Below are 20956 nucleotides of genomic sequence, written 5' to 3' on the forward strand. Positions count from 1 at the left end.
GGCCGATCCAGCACTAGCGTTGTCCACATGAGCACAAACACACGTCGTCGAGTCAAGTTGGCCAGCCACGCGCCGGAGTTCTACCAGGCGTTGATCGCGCTGGATGAGGTGTCGGCTTTGGGGTTGGACAGCAAGTTGGCGCATCTGGTGCGGATCCGGGCTTCGCAGCTGAACGGGTGCGCCTACTGCCTGGACATGCACACGCTGGACGCGTTGCACGAGGGGGATACGGCGCAGCGGGTCAACGTCGTCGCCACCTGGCGGGAGGCGCGGAAGTTCTACACCGAGCAGGAGCTGGCGGCGCTGGAACTGACCGAGGCGATCACGCTGATCAGCGTCGACCATGTCCCGGACGACGTCTACGAGATCGCCGCGAACGCCTTCGACGAGAAGGAGCTCGCCCAGTTGATCAGCCTGATCATCATGATCAACGCGTGGAACCGGGTCGGCGTCACCTGCCGCATCGAGCCCGGCCACTACGACCCGAGCTGAGCCCAGATGACCACCACCAGAGGCCGCGGCCAGGCGGACCGGCGTACGGCGGAAGCCTTCCGCGCGTTGCACCACGGGCCCACTCCCCTGGTGCTGCCGAACGCGTGGGATCCGGTCAGCGCCAGAGCCATCGCCGAGGCCGGGTACCCGGCGATCGCCACCAGTAGTGGTGCGGTCGCCCGGGTGCTCGGGTACGACGACGGCCAGCTGACTCCGGTCGCCGAGATGCTCGAGGCAGTCGCGCGGATCGTCCGCGCTGTCGACGTACCGGTGACGGCTGACATGGAGGCCGGGTACGGGCTGGACGCGAAGGAGTTCGCCGAGCGACTGGTGGAGACGGGTGCAGTTGGGTGCAACTTGGAGGACTCCCTGGACGACCAGCTGGTCGATGTGGAGCGGCAGGCCGACTACCTGAGCGCAGTACGGGCTGCTGCGGGCGCAGACCTCGTCATCAATGCACGGGTCGACAGCTTCATCACCAATGGGAGCGTTGATGAAGCTGTCGCCCGGGGCCGCGCCTACCGTCGCGCCGGCGCCGACTGCGTCTACCCGATCGCAGCACCGCTCGACGTCCTGCAGAGGCTAGCTACAGACATCGGCGGCCCGCTCAACGCCCACGCGAAGCCGAACGGCCCGACAGCGGCAGACCTGATCGCACTGGGCGCCACGCGCATCTCCTACGGCACCAGCCTGCACAACTTCACCACCGACGTACTGCGCGAGCTCCTGCCCGAGCTCTGACTACGGGCGGCGCTTGCGGCGCAGCATGCCGGGGTCCCTGCGACCCCGGCCTACGTCTAGCCCGAGGTGCTTCAACCGCAGGTGCATCGCGACGGCGCGAGCACCGCCGCTCTCGAACAGGCCGCGGTACGGCTCGATGGGATCGCCCACCTCCCAGTACGGGACGTTCAACTCGCCGTACCGGATGTAGTGGATCTCTGGCTCGGTACCAGCCGCTATGCGCGCCGCATCCTGCGCACAGACGGGCACCCGCCTGGTACCGCCCTTCGACGGCGTCCAGACGACCTCTGTCGTCGACGGGCCGTGCTGCGGGCTGAAGTAGCACGGCACCCGCCGCTCCGGGACGGGCTTGCCGGCAGCGCGGGCCTGTACGCAAGCAACTGCGTAGCGCCCATCGGCCAGCAGGTCGACGACCGCACTGATCGACTCCCGGGTATGCAGCCGAGGTGCTGCCCGCTTCGCCTGCTCGTACGCATCCAGGGCCGCCTGGTAGTCGTACCGGGTGTCGGCATCCAACTCGCGGCCCGCGAGCTTCTCGCCGAGACGACTCAGCTGCTCACCGAAGTAGGTGACGTCCTCGTCGGCATGCCTACGGATGCCTTCGAGCTCCGCGGCTGCTTGTCGCCGAGCCGCTCGTTTGGCCCAGGCATACCGGCCGGCCGCGGCGACCCCACCGCCGCCGAGGACGATCAGCAGCCACTCCATACTCGATGTTAGACGCCGAGCAGGGCCTGGATCAGGGCTCGAGCAAGCGCATCGTCTCTGTCCGGCAGGTCTGCCAGGCCTTGGCGTCCGGGTCGATCAGCTCAAAGTGACCGACGTGTGCGAGTTCGGTCAGCTTCACCTGATCGCCCTTGGCCGCGGCGGCATCGCGGTACCGGCGGCTCTGGTCGATCGGTACCTGCCCGTCGCGCGTGCCATGCACGAGAGCGACCGGGACCTTCAACGGAAGCCGCTCGTACGGCGATGCCAGCTGGTACCGCTTGAGATCCCTCGCGGGCGTCGTACCGAGGAAGGCCGGCACCGCATCCCCGCCGACCTTCTCGTCGTAGGCGTTCACCAGGTCCAGTACTCCGGCCTGCGACACAGCCCCAGCCAGTACTACGCGTGGCGTCGCACCCGGCGCCCCTTGCGGCAACCCCGACCGGCCCGCGGCCCAGACGGCGAGGTGCCCACCTGCTGAGTGGCCGACGGCGACCACCTTGCTGAGGTCCAATCGCGGCTGGTCGGCCAGCTTGTCGATCGCGGCGGCGACGTCCTCGAAGGTCGCGGGCCAGCCGCCGCCGTTGCCGATCCGGCGGTACTCGATCGCGTAGCCGGCGATGCCTTGCCTGGCGAGGTCTTCGGCCAATGGGGTGGCGAGTTCGCGTCCGTAGCTGCTCATCCAGAAGCCGCCATGGATCACCACGGCAACCGGGACCTTGCCGTCGCCTTCGGGGAGGTAGAGGTCCGCGACCTGGGACTCGTCACCGCCGTACGAGATCATCATCGGCTCCTTCGCCGACTGGGCGGATTGCGGGTGCGGGCGGTCCGAGCCGCGGCGTGCGAGACCGGCCACGCCGACGGTCGCGGCCACACCGGCGACTCCGGCGGTGCCCGCGAGCAGGAGGTTGCGACGAGTGATCACGGGACGAAATTCGGGGCCGCGGTCGGTACGGATGGGTGATGATGACCGGCATGGCTAGCTATCGCGCGCGTTTCGACGCCACCGTCTCCTTCACGAACGGCGGCGGCCTGCAGGTCCAGGGGTTCCTCGTCGACGTACCGGCCGCGGAGGTGACGCCGGCGCAGGTCGGCGAGCTGTTCCTCGACTCGCTCGGTCTGTTGATGGCCGGCGACGTCGAGCTCACCAACCTGGAGATCGTCGAGGCTGCTCACAAAGGCACCCGCGGCGGCCCGTCCGCCGACGGTCGACCGAGCGGCGACCGGCCCACGTACGTGGAGCTCAGCCATGTCATCCGCGACGGGATGGTGACCCTGCCGAACCTGCCAGGGCCCGAGCTCGGACTCCAACTGAGCCGGGAGGCGTCGCGCGAGCTTTACGCGCCGGGCACGGAGTTCGAGATCGGCCGGATCTCCATGGTGGCCAACACCGGCACCTACCTCGACAGCCCGAACCACCGCTACCCCGACGGCCACGACCTCACCGGCTACCCACTCGACCGCCTGGTCGACCTGCCCGCCATCGTCGTGCGGGTGGAAGACAGCGGCCGGCTCGGCATCGACGCGGCCGCCCTCGCAACGTACGAGGTCCAAGGCAAAGCGGTCCTCCTGCACACCGGCGACGACGCCCGCTTCGGCACCCCGCAGTACGTCGAGAACGCCCACTTCCTCACCCGGGACGGGGCCCAGTGGCTGATCGACAACGGCGTCGCCCTGGTCGGCATCGACGCCGCCAACATCGACGACATGACCGACGGCACCCGCCCCGCCCACACGCTGCTGCTCGGCGCGGGCCTGCCGATCGTCGAACACCTGACCAGCCTGGCACAGCTCCCGCCCACCGGCGCGCTGTTCACCGCGACCCCGCCGCGGATCGAGGGCCTCGCCACCTTCCCCGTCCGCGCCTACGCCAAGCTGCCCTGACAACGGTCCCCGGCTACATGGTGACCACGGTGAACTCGCACCAGGTGGACCACTCTCCTGGTGTTGTGCCGTCGGTTCCGCGGACCCGCCAGGCGTAGCTGGTGCCTTCGGTGAAGGCCTCGTCGGGGATGGTGGTCCCCAGCCACGATCCAGAGGCGCCGGGGCCTTCGGTGGCGGTTGTGCTGACGGTACTGCCGACCACCTTCCATTCGAAGGTGCCGTACACCTGCCCGCCCAGGTTGTCGCTGATCTGCGCCCGCAGCTGGGGTGTCAGGCTGGACATGATCGGCCGGTCCGCGCCGGTGGCGCAGTTGGTCTCCGGCGCGGTCCCCAGGGCGTCCACCGCGATCCTGGTCTGATAGGTGATCGTCACCGACGGCGGGTTGGCCGCCTCCCGCGAGCCGAACCGCTTCCAGCCGTAGTTGTCGGTCTCGCTCGCCGCACTGATCCCGATATTGGTCTTGGTCAGCTGATGTGCCGCCGTGTACTGGAAGGCCGCGGTCACCGGGATCGTCACCCAACCGGCCGCGCAGCCGCTCCCCCACCCCTTGGTCTGGGTCGAGGTGCCGACCTGCTCGTACTGCGCCGGCCGGTTCGTCCAGCGGGCCGTGTTCGTCACGTCGGCCACGCGGTAGGCCACCCAGCCCTTGGCCGTGCAGGAGTACGAGTGGTGTTCCCACAGGCTCAGCGTCGCGGCCTGGATCTGCTTGTCCCACAGCCATTCCTGGTTGTCGAACCGCAGGTACGACCGCGCCTTGTTGGCACCGCTGTCGTACGTGCCGATCTTCAACTCGGTCGCGGCCGACTGGTCGGTGGTGTAACTGGACTGGACGAACGCGTCGAAGTTCGGCCCCGCGCTCTGCGACGGGTCGATGGTGACCGGGTAGACGGTCCTGGGGTCGGTCAGGAACGACGCGTCAGGCGTCAACTGCAACGCGTCCTTGCCTAGCCCGACCCGCACCGGCGCCCGCCTGAGGTGTTCACCGGAGGCCCGGTCGACGGTCGAGTCCCACATCACGGCGTCCGGCGTGACCCGGCCGCCCGCTTTCCAGGGCATCCTGAGCCGACCAACCTGTACTGCGGCCTGCCGGCTCTTCACCAGCAGGTACTGCTGATAGCCGGTCCTGGTCGCCTCGACGACCAGATCGACACCCGGCTTCACCTCGCGATAAGTCGCCGTGGCCCCGTTCAGTTCCGGCGCCGGCAACGGACCGGACCAGCCAAGCGCAGAACGGTTGCCTGAGGCACCTATCGCGACGAGCTCGTGATCACCCGGGCCGGCCGGTCCGGACAGCTTCAGCCCATACGGGTGGGCCTTGGCCGCGACCGAACCATCGGCCTGCCGGACCAGTGACACGTCGACGGGGGTCCAATCGCCGTTCGCGTCGCGCATCCGGACCGGGCCGGCGGCGATCGTCGCCTCAACCTGCCCCGACGGCAGCGCGCGGTACTGCGTGGTCTCGGTGGTCTTGCCCGTGATCAGCACGGGCTTACCGGTGCTCCTCGCGAAGGCGACGGCCGCGGCTTCACCGGATCGCTCCAGCGACGTGGCAGCGGCCCGATCGACGGGTTCGGCGACGGCCGGTTGGGGCAGCAGGCCGGCGACCAGCACCAGGCCGAGGACGGCACCGAGCCGGCGCACTACGGAATCAGGGGACATGCGAATCACCTTTCAGGCAAGAAACCCGGGCGGCCCTGTGCAGGGCCGCCCGGGCGGATCATCGGTTCAACTGGATGAGCTCACGGCTTAGTGCCAGCCGCGGCTCGACGGCGACATCGGTCCCGGACCGGTCGGGGTGATCCACTTCTTGATCTTCGTCCAGACGTAGGTCTTGACGATGCCGAACGCACAGCCCTGTGCGCCCCAGCGGCCGACCTTGAGCGGCAGCCGCTTGTACTTGGCCCAGAAGGACTTCCGCGCCATCGACAGACCGGCGCCCTTGGCGCAGGCCACCACGTACTTGTTCTTGACGACCTTGCGCCAGACCCAGCGGACGTACTTGTTCCGCTTGATCTTCTTCTTGAGTGCCTTCCACTTCTTCGCCGCCGCCTTGAGCAGGCACTTCTTGCTCCAGCACGGCCACTTGCCGTCCAGGTCGACCTTGTCGACCGGGTCCGCGCAGGTGTACTCGTAGGCGTTGCAGCCGCCGGCGTAGATCGGGTCGGTCTGCAGGAAGCGTCCGGTGGTCGGGTTGTAGAGCCGGACCCCCATCAAGACGATCCCGGACGGCGCGTCGGCGGCCCGCTGCTGCGCGCCGAGCCAGCCGTAGCGCTGCTTGCCGACGGCCTCGGAGTCGCCGAGCCGGCCGTACTCGTCGGCCTGGCTGGTACTGGACAGTCCTTCCTCTCCACTGTGGATGGTGGCCACGATGTCACCGGACAGATCGGCGATCTGCCACTCCGGCGCGCCGGAATCGCTGTCGACGATCGCGGTCATCCCGGACAACCCCGGGACGACCCGGGTGAACCGGCTGTCGCCTTCCTGGGTCCAGGCCGGCGAGTCCCCGTCCTCGTCGAAGTGGTTGACGTTCGTCACCACCTCGCCGGTCGAGTTGTCGGTCCAGGACCGGACCCGCTCGCCGGTGACGTCGATGGCGTAATCCGTGGTGCGGCCGCCCTGGGTGATCGTGTCGACCAGGTCGTCCGCGTGGTAGGTGGCCGTGACGTTCCCGGCCGCGGGTGCTCCGGTGTCGATCGCCGGCACCGTCGTGGTCCGGCCCAGAGCGTCGTAGGCGTAGCCGGCCGTGGTGACCCGGTTCGCCGTGTCGTAGGTCCAGGTACGAGAGGTCGCCGGTGTCGTTGTCTGGCAACTGCCGTCGGCGGCCGGCCCGTACTCCGTACTGGTCGTCCGGTCGGTCGCACTGCTGAACCCGTAGGCCCGGGTCACGCACCGCTCACCGATGGTCTCCTGGACCGAGGTGACCCGGCCGGCCGCGTCCTGCTGGTAGAGCTGACTCGACAAGGTGGACACCCGTCGGGCCGTCTGGCCGTTGGCGGAACCGGTCACCGACTCACTGAACAACGTGCAGTCGCCGGCCGGACAGCCTGGCTTGCTGTAGGTGAGACCGGCCTGTTCGCCGGCTTCGTCGTACCGGGTGTCGACCTTGACCCCGTTCGGCCAGGTCTCGCTGACCAACTGCCCGTCGGCGTTGTGAGTACCCGTGTACGTGCCGGTGTTGCTGTCGTTCACCGAGGTGAGCAGGCCGCGGTAGTCGTACCCGTAGATGCGGCTCGCCTTGCCGTCCGAGGTGGTGGCCGGGCGGCCCAGCAGGTCGTACGTCGTGGTGGACAGGTTGCCGTCGGCATCCTTGTAGGAGGTGATCCGGCCGAGGGTGTCGTAGGTCCGGACGACCTCGGCGGTGACGGTACCCCCGGTCACCGACTCCGTCCGGAGGATGTTGCCGGTGAGCGGGTCATAGACGGTGCGCTGGGTCGGTACCGCAGTACCGAGTCCTGCTGCCGCCACCACGGAGACCTCCAGGATCCGGCCCGCGGCGTCGAACTTCGTGGTGCTGGTCCGCAGGGTCCCGGCGCTGGTCTTCTCGATCAGCACCCGCTGCTGGTTGAACATGTCGTACGTCTGCACCTTGACCGGCAGTTCCGGGCCGGTGGCCGGCTGGCCGCCTGACTGGAGGCGACAGGTCAGGTTGGCCCACTCCGGCCGCAGGTCGCATTCGCTGTAGCCGGATCCGGCAGTGGCCCGGTAGTAGATCGTCTTCTGGGTTGCCGGGGTGTTGGTGGTCGTTCCGCCCGCGACCTGGGTGGTCGAGGTCTCGAGACCGGTGACTGGGTCCAGGGTGGTCCGGACGGTCTGGCCGAGGCCACCGGGGTCAGTGGTCCGTACCGTCGGCATCCGCAGCGTCCAGTTGTAGCCGGTGGTGGTGACCCGGCGATCTGCCTCGACCGCGGTACCGTCCGCGCCCCAGAGCCGAACCTGCGACTCCGTGGTGGTGACCAGGTTGAACGGACCGCCGGTGGCGGGCGCGCCCTGGTCGTAGGTGTTGCGGACGAGTTGCCTGCCCCTGACCGTCGCGCCGGTGCTGAGACGGACCTCTGTCTCAGGTCCCAGCGTGCTCTCCAGCCGTTCTCCGTCCAGCGAGAAGTTGTTCACAGTGGAGTAGGCCTGCGCCAGGGTCTGCTCGGCGGCGTCGTTGTCCGACGCCGACTGGTTCAGGGCCCGGTTGCGGTTCTCCGCGGTCAGTGAGCGCACGGAGTTGCCGAAACCGTCGTACCAGTTGGTGGTGATGCTGCCGCCGGGTGAGGCGCCGTTGATCTCCCGGCCGTTCGCGTCCAGGTAGGTGACGGTCGCCCGCTCCCAGTTCGACGGCAGTGCACCCGTGGCGGGGTTGCCGTCAGGCACCTGGTCAGGCGGGAAGACGGCCGCGGCGTCAGTGGGAGCTTCAGGCTGCCCCCATCGCCTGGTCTGCGCCGGGGACAGGTCATACGGTGCACCTGCGCCGGACAACGGCACCTTGTAGACAACGGTTTCGACGGCAGTACCGGCAGCGAGGGCAGTGCGGGACACCTTGTGCAGGCGGCCGATGCCCGGGTCGTTCGGCACGGTGGTATAGCTCAGCTGCCAAGGCTCCTGCCCGGCCGGCTTGACGGTCGACAGCACACCGTCGGCCTGGTAGGTGTACGTGTCACCGAGGTGGGTGCTGCCGGAGTCCAGCCGCGGGTCCCAGGCCGAACGCAGCCGGCCGGCGTTGTCGTAGCTGTACCGGCCGACCACGACCGTCCGCAGCGCCGGTGTGGCCAGGTCCGGATCCCATGCGGTGAAGGAGATCTCCTTGACCCGCCCGAGGTAGTCGCCTTCGGTGGTACCGGTCGCTGTGGTCGTCGTGGCGTAGGTGAAGTTCAGTGCCCGGCAGCCGCGGGCCATCGTCGCGCAGTTGACCCCGTCCGGAACCGGTGCCAGCATCCGGACCGGCCGCACGACCTCGACACCGCCGATCGTCACCTTCTCCCAGTTGTAGGTGGTGGTCTGGTTGCTGCCCGGCAGCGTGGTCGCCGTCGGGTAGTACTGGCCGGCAGTCGTGCCGGTGACCCGGCTGAAGGTCACCATCGAGCCCTGCTCGTCGGTGAGCTTGTACGAGTCGGTCGCGCTCGCATAGGTCAGCTTCAGGCTGGCCTGCCCCACCTCGGGGTCGAAGTTCACGCCGTCGCGGGCCGTGAAGCCGACGGTGTCGCCCTCCGGCGTGCCTACCTGGATCAGCGTCCCGAAGACGTCGAGGGAGGTGTACGGCGTCTGCGCCTCGTCCACGACGGCGCCGGAGATCCAGCCGGGGCCGAACATGTTGGAGGAGTCGTTGGCGGCCGACTGCCTGCTGTTGTAGGTCCGGCTGACGGTCAGGTCACTGCCGTAGGAGTCCACCGACACGTCGGTCTCCGACAGGCTGACGTTGCCGGTCAGCAGGTTGACCTCACCCGGGCCGATCTCTTCCGTGGCCGCCGTCGCGAGGTTGCGGTCGAAGGTGAGCTTCACGGCTCCCGACGAAGCCGCCGTGCCACCGGTGAAGTTGCCCCGGATCTGGACGGGCCCGTCCCGCGGGATCGACTGGGCGTCGACCGCGGCCAAGGTGGCCTCCAGGTTCCAGTTCAGCTTCGGGAACTGCCCGTTGCCACTGGTCGGTAGCGGCCACGTCACGGCACCACCGCCGGCGGCGACCTGAACGTTGGCGGCCGGAATCGTCACCCAGGCATCGGTGTCACCGCGACGCCACTGGTAGGTGACACCGGTGGCGGTACTGCGACCCGTGCCGACGATCGCTGTCTTGGCCGCGCTCACGTCACCGTTCTTCGGCGAGATGACAGCTCCGCCACCGACAGCGAACTCGTACGCCGTCAGCGGCGACCGGTTGCCCGCCTTGTCCCTGGTCCGGACCCACAACGTGTGCGGTCCGTCCGCGGTCGGGGTGATGCTGACGCTGGTGGTCGCCCCCGGGGTGGCAGCGTTGACCGACTCGTTCGGCGGGTTGGTGTCGACGCCGTACTCGTAGGCCACCACGTCGCCGACGCCCGCGGCGCCGAAGGTGAAGGTCCCGGCCGTACCGGCTGCACCTGACCACTGACCCACCGGGTAGGTCGTGGACGAGACGGTCGGCGCGCTGGCGGGCGCGACGGTGTCGACCGTGAATTCGCACCAGGCCGACCACGCGCCAGGCGTCGTACCGTCGGTGCCCCGCACTCGCCAGGCGTAGCTGCCGCCCTCGGCGAAAGCCCCGCTGGGGATGGCTGTGCCCAGCCAGGCGCCGGATGCGCCGGGCCCTTCGGTGGCGGTGGTGGTGGCTCCGCCGATCGGCTGCCACTCGAAGGTGCCGTACACCGGGGCGCCGAGACCATCGCTGATCTGCGCCCGCAACTGCGGCGTACGGGTAGAGATGTATGGACGGGCGGCACCGGTGCCGCAGACCGTGGCCGGGGCGGTGGCCTGCGCGGTCACCGCGGTCTTGGTCTGGTAGGTGACGGTCACCGACGGCGGATTGGCCGCGGCCTCACGAGACGCGAACCGCTTCCAGCCGGCACTGTTGGTGTCGCTGGCCGCCTTGATCCCAATGTTCGTCTTGGCCGCGTGGTTGGTCGCGGTGTACTGGAACGCGGCCGTGACCGGGATCGTCACCCAGCCGGCCCCGCAGGAACTCGAGAAACCCTTCGTCTGGGTCGAGGTGCCGACCTTCTCCAGCTCGGCCGGCTGCGCTGTCCAGCGCACCGCGCTGGTGACGTCGGCGGTGCGCCACGCCTCCCAGCCGGCCGCCGCACACGAGTAGGAGTGGCTCTCCCACAGGTTCAGGGTGGCGGCCTGGATCTGCTTGTCCCACAGCCATTCCTGGTTGTCGAACCGCAGATACGACTTGGCCTTGTTGCCACCGCCGTCGTAGGTGCCGAGCTTCAGCTCGGTCGCCGCGGACTGGTCGCTCGTGTAGGTGTTCTGCACGAACGCGTCGAAGCTCGCCCCCGAGCTCTGCGACGGGTCGATCGTCACCGGGTAGACCGTCTTCGGATCGTTCAGGAAGGCGGCATCCGGCGTGAGCACCAGGGCGTCCTTGGTCCGGCCGAGTCCGATCGAGGCACGGCGAGTGTGTTCGCCGGACGCCTTGTCGACGGTCGAGTCCCACATCAACAGTCCCTGAGCGTTGCCCTGCGCACCCTTGTACGGCATGCGGAGCTGCTTGACCTGGGCCGCAGCGGCCTTGCTCTTCACCAGCAGGTGCTGCTGATAGCCGGTCCGGGTCGCCTCGACGACGAGGTCTACACCAGGCTTCACGTTCCGGTACGTGGCAACGTTGCCCTCTAGTTCGGGGACCGGCAGGGGGCCGGACCAGCCGAGACTGGAACGCTTGCCGGTGGCACCGAGCGCGGCCAGGTCATGGTCGCCCTTGCCGGCCGGACCGGACAACGTCAGTCCGTACGGATGGGCTCGGGGAGCGACCGAGCCGTCGGCCTGCTGGACCAGCGTCAGGTCGACATCGGTCCACTCCCCCTCCTCATCACGCATCCGGACCGGGCCGGCGGCGATGGTCGCCTCGATCTGACCGGACGGCAGTGCGCGGTACTCGGTGGTCTCAGTGGTCTTGCCCGTGATCAGTACCGGCTTGCCCGTCGTCCTCGCGGTGACGATGGCTGATGCCTCGTCAGGACGCTCGAGCGGTAGATCTGCTGCAGCAGCGGGCTGTTCGGCCTCTACTGCTTCGGAGTCGGCGGGAACCTGCAGGACCGCGGCGACCAGCGCCAGACCGACGGTGACGCCGATCCAGCGGGCCGACCGCGGTCCTGGATAGGGACGGAGTAATCGGGACTTCGGGAAAGGGGGCATGGGCGGATGACCTCCTGAAGCGAATTGGTCTGCTCCAGCGTGAGGCCCTACCGCTCCCCCGGACAGGTCACTAGTGGACAACTTCCTCTACTGGCCATGCGGTAGGAGTTAGCGACTCCACAGCCACTTGCTGATCACCGAGCGGTAGCAGCCCTGCCAACCCCATCTCTTCCAGTTCATCTTGAAGCGCAGGCGGAAGCCGTACCGGCCCCTAGCGCCTCTGGTCGACGCCAGGCCGGTGGCACCTTGCACGCAGGCCTTGCCGTACTTCTTGCCGCGCCGGAGCTGCCGGTCCGTCCACTTCTTGAACTTCTTACCGGCGTGCATGATGAAGCAGTCGCCGCACCAGCTCCACTTCGACCTCCGCTTGCCGATGCTGAAGCACCACTTCCGGAAACCCAGACAGGTGTATTGCCCGTTCAGGTCGGTCTTGTCGACCGGGTCCGCGCAGGTGTACTCGTAGGCGTTGCAGCTGCCGCCGTAGACCGGGTCGGTCTGCAGGAACCGCCCGGTGACCGGGTTGTAGAGGCGGACCCCCATGAGCACGATCCCGGACGGCGCGTCCGCGGCCCGCTGTTCGGCGCCCAGCCACCCGTACCGCTGTTTGCCGATCGCTTCGGAGTCGCTCAACCCGCCGTACTCCGTCGCTTCGCCCGTGGTCGACAGGCCCTGGTCACCGTCGTGGATGGTCGCGACGATGTCGCCGGACAGGTCGGAGATCTGCCACTCCGCTACGCCGCTGTCGCTGTCCAGTACGGCGCTCATGCCCTTCAGCCCGCCGATCACCCGGGTCCACCGGTCCGGGCCCTCCTGCGTCCAGGCGGGCGAATCGTCGTCGCCGTCATAGTGGTTGACGTGCGACAGCACCTCACCGGTCGCGTTGTCGGTCCACGACCGAACCCGTTCACCGGTGACGTCGATGCTGTAGTCGGTGGTCCGGCCGGCCTGGGTGATCGTGTCGACCAGGCTGTCCGCGTGGTACGTCGCCGTGAGGTCTCCACCGGCCGGATTGCCGGTGTCGCTGGCAGGAACCTTCGTGGTCCGCCCCAGGGCGTCGTACTCGTAGCCAGCCGTGGTGACCCGGTTCGCCGTGTCGTAGGTCCACGTCTTGCTTCCTGCGGCGGTCGTCGTCTGGCAAGTACCGTCAGCAGCAGGACCGTACTCCGTACTGGTGGACCTGTTCGTCGCGACGCTCAGCGAGTAGGTCCGGGTCGTGCACCTCTCGCCGACCGTTTCCTGCACCGAGGAGACCCGTCCCGCCTGGTCGTGGGCGTAGATCTGCGTGGACAAGTTGCTGACCCGCTTCGCCGTCTGGCCGAGACCCGACCTGGTCAGCGACTCACGGAACAAGGTGCAGTCGCTCGCGGCGCAACCTGGCTTGCTGTAGGTGATTCCGGCTTCCTCACCGGCCTCGTCGTACGAGGTGTCCACCTTGACGCCGTTCGGCCAGGTCTCGGTCACCAGCGTGCCGTCAGCGTTGTAGCCGCCGCTGTACGTCCCGCTCTGACTGTCCGCGACCGTGCTGAGCAAGCCACGGAAGTCGTAGCCGTAGGTCCGGGTGGCCTTTCCATCGGCGCTGGTGGCCGCCCTGCTCAGCAGGTCGTACGTAGTGGTCGACAGGTTGCCGTCGGCATCCTTGTACGACGTGAGCCGGCCCAGCGTGTCGTAGGTGCGAACCACCTCGGCAGTGACCGAGCCGCCCACAACGGACTGCGTCCGAAGGTGCTCACCGGTCACTGCGTCGTACACGTTGCGCTGGACAGGCACCGCTGTACCGAGACCACTCACGCTGGTCTCCAGCACCCGCCCGGCCGCGTCGTACGTCGTCGTAGTGGTCCGCAGAGTCGCGGCACTGGTCTTCTCGGTCCGGACCCGCTCCTGGTTGTAGATGTCGTATGTCGTGACCACGGCGGGCAACTCCGGACCAGTGGCCGCTTGGCCGCCGGGCTGGAGGCGGCACGGCAGGTTGGCCCACTCCGGATGCAGGTCGCATTCGGAGAAGCCAGAGCCCGCAGTGGCCCGGTAGTAGATCGTCTTGCGGGTTGCCGGGGTGTTGGTGGTCGTTCCGCCGGCGGCCTGGGTGGTCGAGGTCTCCAGTCCGGTGACCGGGTCGAGCGTCGTACGGACCGTCTGGGCCAGTCCACCTGGGTCGGTGGTGGTCACTGTCGGCTGCCGGAGACTCCAGTTGTAAGCGATGGTCGCGACTCTGCGGTCGGCCTCGACCGTCGTGCCGCCGGCACCCCACACGCGGACCTGCGTCTCGTCCGTGGTCACCACGTTGTACGGGCCACCGCCGGCCGGGGCGCCCTGGTCGTACGTCTTCCGGTTGAGCTGACGGCCTCGGGTGGTCGTCCCGTTGGCGAGGCGGACCTCGGTTTCAGGCTTCAGCGTGGTTTCCAGCCGCACGCCGTCCAGCGAGTAGGTGTTGATCGTGGAGTAGCTCTGGGCCAGGGTCTGCTCCGCGACGTCGTTGTCGGACGAGGACTGGTCCAAGGCCCGCTTGCGGTTCTCCGCGGTGAGCGTCCGGACCTCGTTGCCGAAGCCGTCGTACCAGGTCGCAGTGAGATTGCCGCCCGGCTTGGCCTCGTTCACCTCGCGGCCGTTGGCATCGAGGTAGCTGACGGTGGCGCGCTCCCAGCTGGAACCGTTCGGGAGCTGGTCGGCCGGGAAGACGGCCGTGGCATCGGTCGGAGCCTCTACTTGCCCCCAGCGCTTGGTCTGCGTCGGCGAAAGGTCGTTGGGGGCACCGGAGCCCGACAGTGGGACCTTGTAGACGACGGTCTCGACCGCAGTACCGGCGGCGAGCGCGGAGCGGCTCACCTTCTGCAGCCGCCCGGCCCCTGAGTCGCCCGCGACAGTGGTGTAGCTGAGCTGCCACGGCTCCTTCCCGGCCGGCTTGATGGCGGAAAGCACGCCATCGGACTGGTAGTCGTACGTGTCCTTGCCGCTGGTCCGTGGGTCCGCCGCCGACCGGAGCCGGCCAGCGTTGTCGTAGCTGTACCGGGCCATCGGAATCGTCCGCATGGCCGGTGTCGCCAGGTCAGGATCCCAAGCAGTGAAGGAGATCTCCTTCACGCGGCCCACGTAGTCGCCCCAGGCCGACTCCGTCGTACCCGTAGCCGTCGTCGCGGTGGCGTAGGTGAAGTTCAGTGCCCGGCAGCCACGGGTGACCGTAGTACAGCTGACGCCGTCGGGTACTGGCGCGAGGACCCGGGTCGGCCGCAGGACCTCGACACCTCCGACTGTCACCCGCTCCCAGACGAACGACGTGCTCTGATTGCTGCCCGGCATGGTGGTGACCGTCGGGACGTACTTGCCGGCCGCAGAGCCGGTGACCCGGCCGAACGTGACGACCGTGCCCTGGTCGTCCGTGAGCTTGTAGGTGTCGGTGCTGGAGGCGTAGGTCAGCTTGAGCGTCTCCTGACCGACCTCGGGATCGAAGTTGACGCCATCGCGGGCGGTGAAGCCCACTACGTCGCCGTCCGGCGTACCGATCTGGCGGAGCGAGCCGTAGACGTCCAGGGAGGTGTACGGCGTCTCCGCTTCGTCGACGATCGCACTGGAGACCCAGCCGGGACCGAACATGCCCGAGCCGTCGGCCTTCGCGGACTGCCGGCTGTTGTACGTGCGGCCGACTGTCAGGTCGCTGCCGTAGGAGTCGACCGTGACGTCGGTGTCGGAGAGGCTGACGTTGCCGGTCAGCAGGTTGACCTCGCCGGGTCCGATCTCCTCCGCCGCCGCGCTGGCCAGGTTGCGGTCGAAAGTGAGCTTCACCGCTCCGGACGAAGCAGCCGTACCGCCGGTGAAGTTGCCGCGCAGCTGCAGCGGTCCGTCGCGCGGGATCGACTGTGCGTCCGCGGCCGCCAGGGTCGCCTCGATGTTCCAGTTCAGCTTCGGGAACTGGCCGTCGCCCGAGGTCGGGAGCGGCCAGCTGACGGCACCGCCACCCGCTGCCAGTTGCACGTGGGCCGCAGGGATGTCCACCCAGGCGTCGGTGTCGCCGCGACGCCACTGGTAGGTCACTCCGGTGGCAGTGGAACGCGCGGCGCCGGTGATGGAGGTCTTGGCAGCGCTGATGTCACCAGCCTTGGGAGTGAGTACCGCGCCGCCGCCGACAGCGAACTGGTACGCGGTCAGCGGAGACCTGTTGCCTGCCCGGTCGCGAGTCCGTACCCAGAGGGTGTGCGGGCCGTCAGCCGTCGGGGTGATGCTGATACTCGTGGTCGCCCCTGGCGTGGAGGCATTCACCACCTGGTCCGGCGGGTTGGTGTCGACGCCGTACTCGTAGGCCACGGCGTCACCGACTCCGGAGGCGCCGAAGGTGAAGGTGCCGGCTGTGCCCGCACCTCCCGACCACTGGCCGACCGGGTACGTCGTGGACGCGACGGTCGGTGCGGCCGTGGGTGCGATGGTGTCGACGGTGAACTCACACCAGGACGACCACGCGCCGGGCGTCGTACCGTCGGTGCCCTGGACGCGCCAGGCGTAGGTACCGCCCTCGGTGAGAGCGCCCTGGCCGATCGTGGTCGCCAGCCAGGAGCCGGAGGCGCCCGGGCCGACGTTCACGGTCGTGCTGGACCCGCTGATCGGCTTCCACTCGAAGGTGCCGTACACCTGGGCACCGAGTCCGTCGCTGATCTGGGCCCGCAACTGCGGGGTCACGCTGGACAGGTACGGACGGGCTGTGCCGGTCGCGCAGACGGTCTGTGGCGAGGTGGCCTGGGTGTTGACCGCGGTCTTGGTCTGATAGGTGATCGTCACCGACGGCGGGTTGGCCGCAGCCTCCCGGGAGGCGAACCGCTTCCAGCCGTTGTTGTCGGTCTCGCTGGCCGCCTGCAGCCCGATGGTGGTCTTGCTGAGCCGGTTGGTGGCGGTGTACTGGAAGGCAGCGGTGACCGGGATCGTCACCCAGCCCGCGCCACAGGAGGTGGAGAAACCCTTGGTCTGGGTGGAAGTACCGACCTTCTCGTACAGCGCCGGCTGTTTGGTCCAGCGGGCCGTGTTGTCGACGTCGGCCGTGCGCCAGGCTTCCCAGCCGGCCGCGGCGCAGGAGAACGAGTGGTGCTCCCAGAGGCTGAGCGTGGCCGCCTGGATCTGCTTGTCCCACAGCCAGTCCTGATTGTCGAACCGCAGATACGACCTCGCCTTGTTGCCGCCACCGTCGTACGTGCCCAGCTTCAGCTCGGTCGCGGCGGACTGGTCGGAGGTGTAGGTGTTCTGCACGAAGGCGTCGAAGTTGGCGCCCGTGGACTGGGACGGGTCGATGGTCACCGGGTAGACCGTCTTCGGGTCGTTCAGGAACGCGGCGCTCGGTGTGAGGACCAGGGCGTCCTTGGTCCGGCCGAGTCCGATCGACGCACGGCGGGTGTGCTCGCCGGACGCCTTGTCGACGGTCGAGTCCCACATCAACAGTCCCTGCGCGTTGCCAGGCAGGCCTTTGGACGGCATCCGGAGCTGCTTCACCTGCGCCGCGGCGGCCCGGTTCTTCACCAGCAGATGCTGCTGATATCCCGTCCGGGTCACCTCGACGACCAGATCCACCCCGGGCTTGACCTCCCGGTACGTCGCAGTCGTGCCGGCCAGCTCCGGCGCCGGCAGCGGTCCGGCCCAGCCCAGCGACAACTGCTTGCCTGCGGCCCCCATCGTCACGAGCGGATGGTCACCCTTGCCCGCCACTGCGCCGGACAGGGTCAGATCCTGCGGATGGGCCAACGGCGCGACCGACCCGTCGGGCCGGCGAACCAGCGTCAGGTCGACGTCCATCCAGTCGCCGTCCTCGTCGAGCATCCGGACCGGGCCGGCCGCGACGGTCGCCTCGATCTTGCCCGACGGCAGCGCGCGGTACTGCGTCGTCTCGGTGGTCCGGCCGGAGATGATCACGGGTTCTCCGGTGATCCGGGCCGTCGTCATGGCCGAGGCTTCGTCGGTTCGTTCCAGCGGCGCCTTCGGGGTCTGGTCGGCGAAGGCCTGCGCGCTCGCCTCGGCGGCTGCTCTCATCGCCGCGTCGGCATCAGGTGGCTGGACCAGGAACTCGACGACGAGCGCCAGCCCTAGCGCCGCGGCTGTCCAGCGTCCCGATCGAGGAGTTGGATAGCCGCGCAGTAGACGTGATCTTGGATAGGACATCGGGAACCTCCGGGGCGGCGGGGGGATGCTCGGCTCCAGCGTGAGCCTCCCGTCGCTGCCCCGGACAGGTCAGTTGTGGACAACTTCCTGTACTGGCCAATCAGCCCAAGAACACGCTCAGTCGAGCAGGCCGAGGCGTTGGGCGGCGGCGCCGGCGGCGAAGCGGGTCGGGGCGTCGACGAACTCCATCACCGTGGAGATGTGCCTGCGGACGGTACGGACGCTGAGGCCGAGATGGCGGGCGATCGCCTCATCCTTGAGGCCGTGGACCAGGAGGGAGAGGACAGCCCGCTCGGTCGCGCCCAGGTGGTTGGAGGCCGACCCGGACCTTCCCACGCCTGGCAGCACTACCGGTGTGGCGGCCGACCAGAGCTGGTCGTAGTACTGGGTGAGGGCGGCGATGAGGACGGCTGAGCGGACCAGCAGGGCACCGGTCGTGCCCGTCGGGACCAGGCCGATGAGGGCGAAATGGTCGTCGACGATCAGCATCCGGGCCGGGAGGCTGTGGGCGGTACGGACCTCGATGCCCGCTTCGGTCGCGGCACGGACGGCTTCGGCCCCCAGGGGGTCGGCCAGGAACTCCGGCGTACAGAGCTCGCGGAAGTGCATCGAGTCGCACTGGCTCGCGAGCGGCGACGGCAGGATCGGCGCGGTCTGATCGGGATCGTGGACGGCGATCGAGCGGTACGTGCACTGGACGGTGTGGATCGAGGTCAGCCAGCGTTCGGCGATCTCGTCGCGGTCGGTCAGCAGCTGCGCGAGCAGTGACGGGACCTCGCTCGCCTGCTTGTCGTGCAACTGACGTTGGTGGTGCAGCTCGGCCGCGGCGACGTACCCCTGGACGAGCCGCTCCTGCTGACGGCCGAGTTCGCGCTGGACCTGGGTGAGCAGGCCGGTCGTCGCGATCAGCGGATCGACCGGGCGCAGCGTCTCGGTGCCGTTGAAGCGGTGTGAGTAGGCGAGGTTCCGGGTGATCAGCTCCTGGCCGATCCCGTCGTTGTCCGACCAGGCTCGCTGCCCGACGGTGAGCAGCTCGAGGTAGGCGTCGGCGATCGGTGCGGGAAGCAGTTCCCGGAAGAGTTTCTCGTGTTCGGAAAGTTCTGGCCGGCGACCCAGACTGACGTTCGCAACCACGGCGTTCCCCCAGCACAGTCGGCCGCCTCGCGGCGGCGGCTACTCCCCGAGGCCAATAAACTACCATTGGAGATCGATTTCAGTCAGGATCTTTCCAAAGGCTGCTTACTTTGTGGCGCAGCTGCCCAGTCTGAGCGCGTAGACGAGAGCCCAGTCCTGATCGTTGGCCAACGGGTCGGCTACGTGAGCCGGACGGTTGTTGACGGCGCTGGGATAGACGAACGCGCAGGTGGCTGAGCCGTCCTGGTGGAAGTTGACGAGGTTGGCCTGGAGGATCGCGCGGCCAGCTTCGTCGAGCTGGTCGGCTTCGGCTCGGGTGACGAGGTCGCGTGGCCAGGTGAGGTAGACGGCGGCGCTGAGGATCGACCAGTAGTGCGGGTAGACGTCGCCCCACATCCGCAGCAGGCCGAACCAGTAGCCGTCCCAGTGGCGGATGGGGATGTGGCGCAGGCGGACGTCGGGCTGGTCGGCTGCGAAGGCTGTGAGCCATGGCAGGCGGCGGGTCAGTTCGTTGGGGTTGATTGAATCGGGGGCCTCTTGGCGGGCGGCTATCAGGAGTTCCAGGAGTGGGGCGACCATGGATTGTTCGTAGTTGACCTCATGCGGTGGGAGGTCGTCGCCGTGGTCGAGGAAGGCTTGGGCGTGGTTGGCCAGGTGGGTGCGCATTCGGGGGGCGACCTTGGCCAGTTCACGGAGGAGGGGGCCCAGGTCGAAGGCGAGGAAGTGGGCGCCGCCTAGTTCGTAGTACCGGTCGATGATGCGGATCGCCGTCTCGGTGTCGCCCTGGTTGAGGAAGAAGCGGGCGAACCAGGGGAAGTTGTAGAGCCGGACGCGGCCCTCGTGGAGGCTGTCGTCGGCGACCGTGCCGTCCTCGGAGAGCAGGTACTCCGTGACGAACTGCTGGTAGCCGGCCAGCGCCTCGTCGAGCTCTTCCCGATCACCCCAGCCCTGGTCTCTTGTTGCCTGGAGCAACAAAGCGGTGCCGATGCGTTCGCGGGCGTCGGACCAGTCGCGCCAGGCGCCGGAGAGGATGCGCAGGCCGGTCTCGTTGTCGTAGGGGACGAAGGAGAAGCGGCGGCTGGTGCTCAGCTCGACCGGGCGCTGGTGGTCGAGGACGAAGCGGACCCGGCGCTCGACGATGGTGCGGAGGGGCTCGTGGAAGAGGACGTTGATGCGCGAAGTGGCTGCGCCGTCGGTGGCTTCGACGTACTGCGTGCCGGGGGTTTCCGAGGTGATGCTGGTTGGGCCCTTTGCTCGGTCGGCGAGCTGGAGGGGGATCGTCTCACCGACCTCTGCGGTGAGGGTGGTCGCTTCGATCAGTGGAGTGCGGGTGGCGTGGAAGGCTTCGAGGGTGTCGTGCCAGGCGAGTTGCCAGGTCCAGCGGTGGGATTCGGCGGGCTGGAGGACGAGCTGCGGCTGGCCGCCCATCGCGTGCGGCGCGCGGGCGTGGTCGGTGGGGTGGAGGTAGAGGTGGCCGCGGAGGTTGCTCCCGGTGTCGGCGTCGCGGGACTCTACGGAGTACGCCCAGAGCTCGCCTTCGGTGAGTTGCAGCCCGAGGCCGGGGCCGCTGCCGTCCATCGGTTGCGCCCAGACCCAGGAGTCGGCGCCGCCCGTCCAGAGGTGGGCGTGGACTGCTTGGTTGAGGCTCTCGCGGGATGAGCTGTAGAGGTCGCGGTACGGCGTACTGACCCCCAGCGACCCGAGCTCGACGGGCTCGTCGGCGATGTTCCGTACTTCGTAGGTCTCGGTCCAGTGCTCGCCGAACCGGCGGCCGACCCGCAATTCGAGGTCGCCCAGGCGGTACAGGAGATCGATCCCGGTCTGCCGCCAGCGGGTGAAGTCCGGCGCGTCGAACCGATAGCTGCCGCTGCTGGAGATCACGAAGCCTTTGCCCCAGTACCGCGCCGGGTCGTGCACCGGCCCGTCCACGAGCAGCATCGACTGCTTCCGGACCGGGTGCAGCACCGCCGCCACGGCCCCGTCCTCGGTCAACTCCGCCTGCCCCGCGCCGAAGGCAAAAGTTTCTCGCATCTCTTCAACCTAGCGATGTAGAGAACGTCGCGG

At 68.5% G+C, this 20956-nt stretch carries 10 protein-coding genes; 3 read left to right on the forward strand and 7 right to left on the reverse strand.

The window, feature by feature from the left end; translation table 11 throughout:
* Positions 1-27 precede the first annotated feature (27 nt).
* The gene (locus ABD116_RS01560) at positions 28-492 is read left to right on the forward strand and encodes a carboxymuconolactone decarboxylase family protein (RefSeq protein ID WP_343963957.1); all 465 of its coding nucleotides are present in this window, start codon (positions 28-30) and stop codon (positions 490-492) included.
* Positions 493-498: 6 nt separating this feature from the next.
* Positions 499-1233, forward strand: coding sequence for an isocitrate lyase/PEP mutase family protein (locus ABD116_RS01565; protein WP_343963958.1), 735 nt, complete (start codon positions 499-501; stop codon positions 1231-1233).
* Here the strand turns inward: ABD116_RS01565 and ABD116_RS01570 are convergent, their stop codons facing one another.
* Together ABD116_RS01570 and ABD116_RS01575 are read right to left on the reverse strand one after the other, a co-directional pair.
* Positions 1234-1938 (reverse strand): hypothetical protein, encoded by a 705-nt coding sequence (locus ABD116_RS01570; protein WP_343963960.1) that lies wholly within the window; start codon positions 1936-1938, stop codon positions 1234-1236.
* Between the two features lie 31 nt (positions 1939-1969).
* Positions 1970-2860 carry an alpha/beta hydrolase family protein gene (locus ABD116_RS01575; RefSeq protein WP_343963962.1) on the reverse strand — a complete coding sequence of 297 codons (891 nt, stop codon included), beginning with the start codon at positions 2858-2860 and terminating at the stop codon, positions 1970-1972.
* A 50-nt stretch (positions 2861-2910) separates the two neighbouring features.
* Here ABD116_RS01575 and ABD116_RS01580 point away from each other — a divergent pair, with 50 nt between their 5' ends.
* A complete protein-coding gene (locus tag ABD116_RS01580) occupies positions 2911-3819 on the forward strand; it encodes a cyclase family protein (protein ID WP_343963964.1) in 909 nt (302 codons plus the stop codon).
* A gap of 13 nt (positions 3820-3832) precedes the next feature.
* On the opposite strand, the gene ABD116_RS01585 is transcribed toward ABD116_RS01580, so the two are convergent.
* The 5 genes from ABD116_RS01585 to ABD116_RS01605 form a co-directional block, all read right to left on the reverse strand.
* Entirely contained in the window at positions 3833-5479 is a 1647-nt protein-coding gene (locus tag ABD116_RS01585) for a DNRLRE domain-containing protein (protein ID WP_343963966.1), read from the reverse strand.
* Positions 5480-5566: 87 nt separating this feature from the next.
* A complete protein-coding gene (locus ABD116_RS01590) occupies positions 5567-11632 on the reverse strand; it encodes a DNRLRE domain-containing protein (protein ID WP_343963968.1) in 6066 nt (2021 codons plus the stop codon).
* A gap of 108 nt (positions 11633-11740) precedes the next feature.
* The gene (locus ABD116_RS01595) at positions 11741-17758 is read right to left on the reverse strand and encodes a DNRLRE domain-containing protein (protein ID WP_343963970.1); all 6018 of its coding nucleotides are present in this window, start codon (positions 17756-17758) and stop codon (positions 11741-11743) included.
* Positions 17759-17875: 117 nt separating this feature from the next.
* Positions 17876-18892: a helix-turn-helix transcriptional regulator gene (locus ABD116_RS01600; protein ID WP_343963972.1), complete on the reverse strand. Its 1017-nt coding sequence runs from the start codon at positions 18890-18892 to the stop codon at positions 17876-17878.
* A gap of 105 nt (positions 18893-18997) precedes the next feature.
* On the reverse strand, positions 18998-20923 hold the full coding sequence (locus ABD116_RS01605) for a hypothetical protein (protein ID WP_343963974.1): 1926 nt from the start codon (positions 20921-20923) through the stop codon (positions 18998-19000).
* Between the last annotated feature and the right edge of the window lie 33 nt (positions 20924-20956).

The sequence above is a fragment of the Kribbella koreensis genome, from assembly GCF_039525325.1.
GTDB classification, from domain to species: domain Bacteria; phylum Actinomycetota; class Actinomycetes; order Propionibacteriales; family Kribbellaceae; genus Kribbella; species Kribbella koreensis.

Excerpts from the sequence above, each read along its gene's own strand:
- ABD116_RS01560 (WP_343963957.1), top strand. The coding sequence starts at position 28 with ATGAGCACAAACACACGTCGTCGAGTCAAGTTGGCCAGCCACGCGCCG.
- ABD116_RS01565 (WP_343963958.1), top strand. The coding sequence starts at position 499 with ATGACCACCACCAGAGGCCGCGGCCAGGCGGACCGGCGTACGGCGGAA.
- ABD116_RS01570 (WP_343963960.1), bottom strand. The coding sequence starts at position 1,938 with ATGGAGTGGCTGCTGATCGTCCTCGGCGGCGGTGGGGTCGCCGCGGCC.
- ABD116_RS01580 (WP_343963964.1), top strand. The coding sequence starts at position 2,911 with ATGGCTAGCTATCGCGCGCGTTTCGACGCCACCGTCTCCTTCACGAAC.
- ABD116_RS01585 (WP_343963966.1), bottom strand. The coding sequence starts at position 5,479 with ATGTCCCCTGATTCCGTAGTGCGCCGGCTCGGTGCCGTCCTCGGCCTG.
- ABD116_RS01590 (WP_343963968.1), bottom strand. The coding sequence starts at position 11,632 with ATGCCCCCTTTCCCGAAGTCCCGATTACTCCGTCCCTATCCAGGACCG.
- ABD116_RS01595 (WP_343963970.1), bottom strand. The coding sequence starts at position 17,758 with ATGTCCTATCCAAGATCACGTCTACTGCGCGGCTATCCAACTCCTCGA.
- ABD116_RS01605 (WP_343963974.1), bottom strand. The coding sequence starts at position 20,923 with ATGCGAGAAACTTTTGCCTTCGGCGCGGGGCAGGCGGAGTTGACCGAG.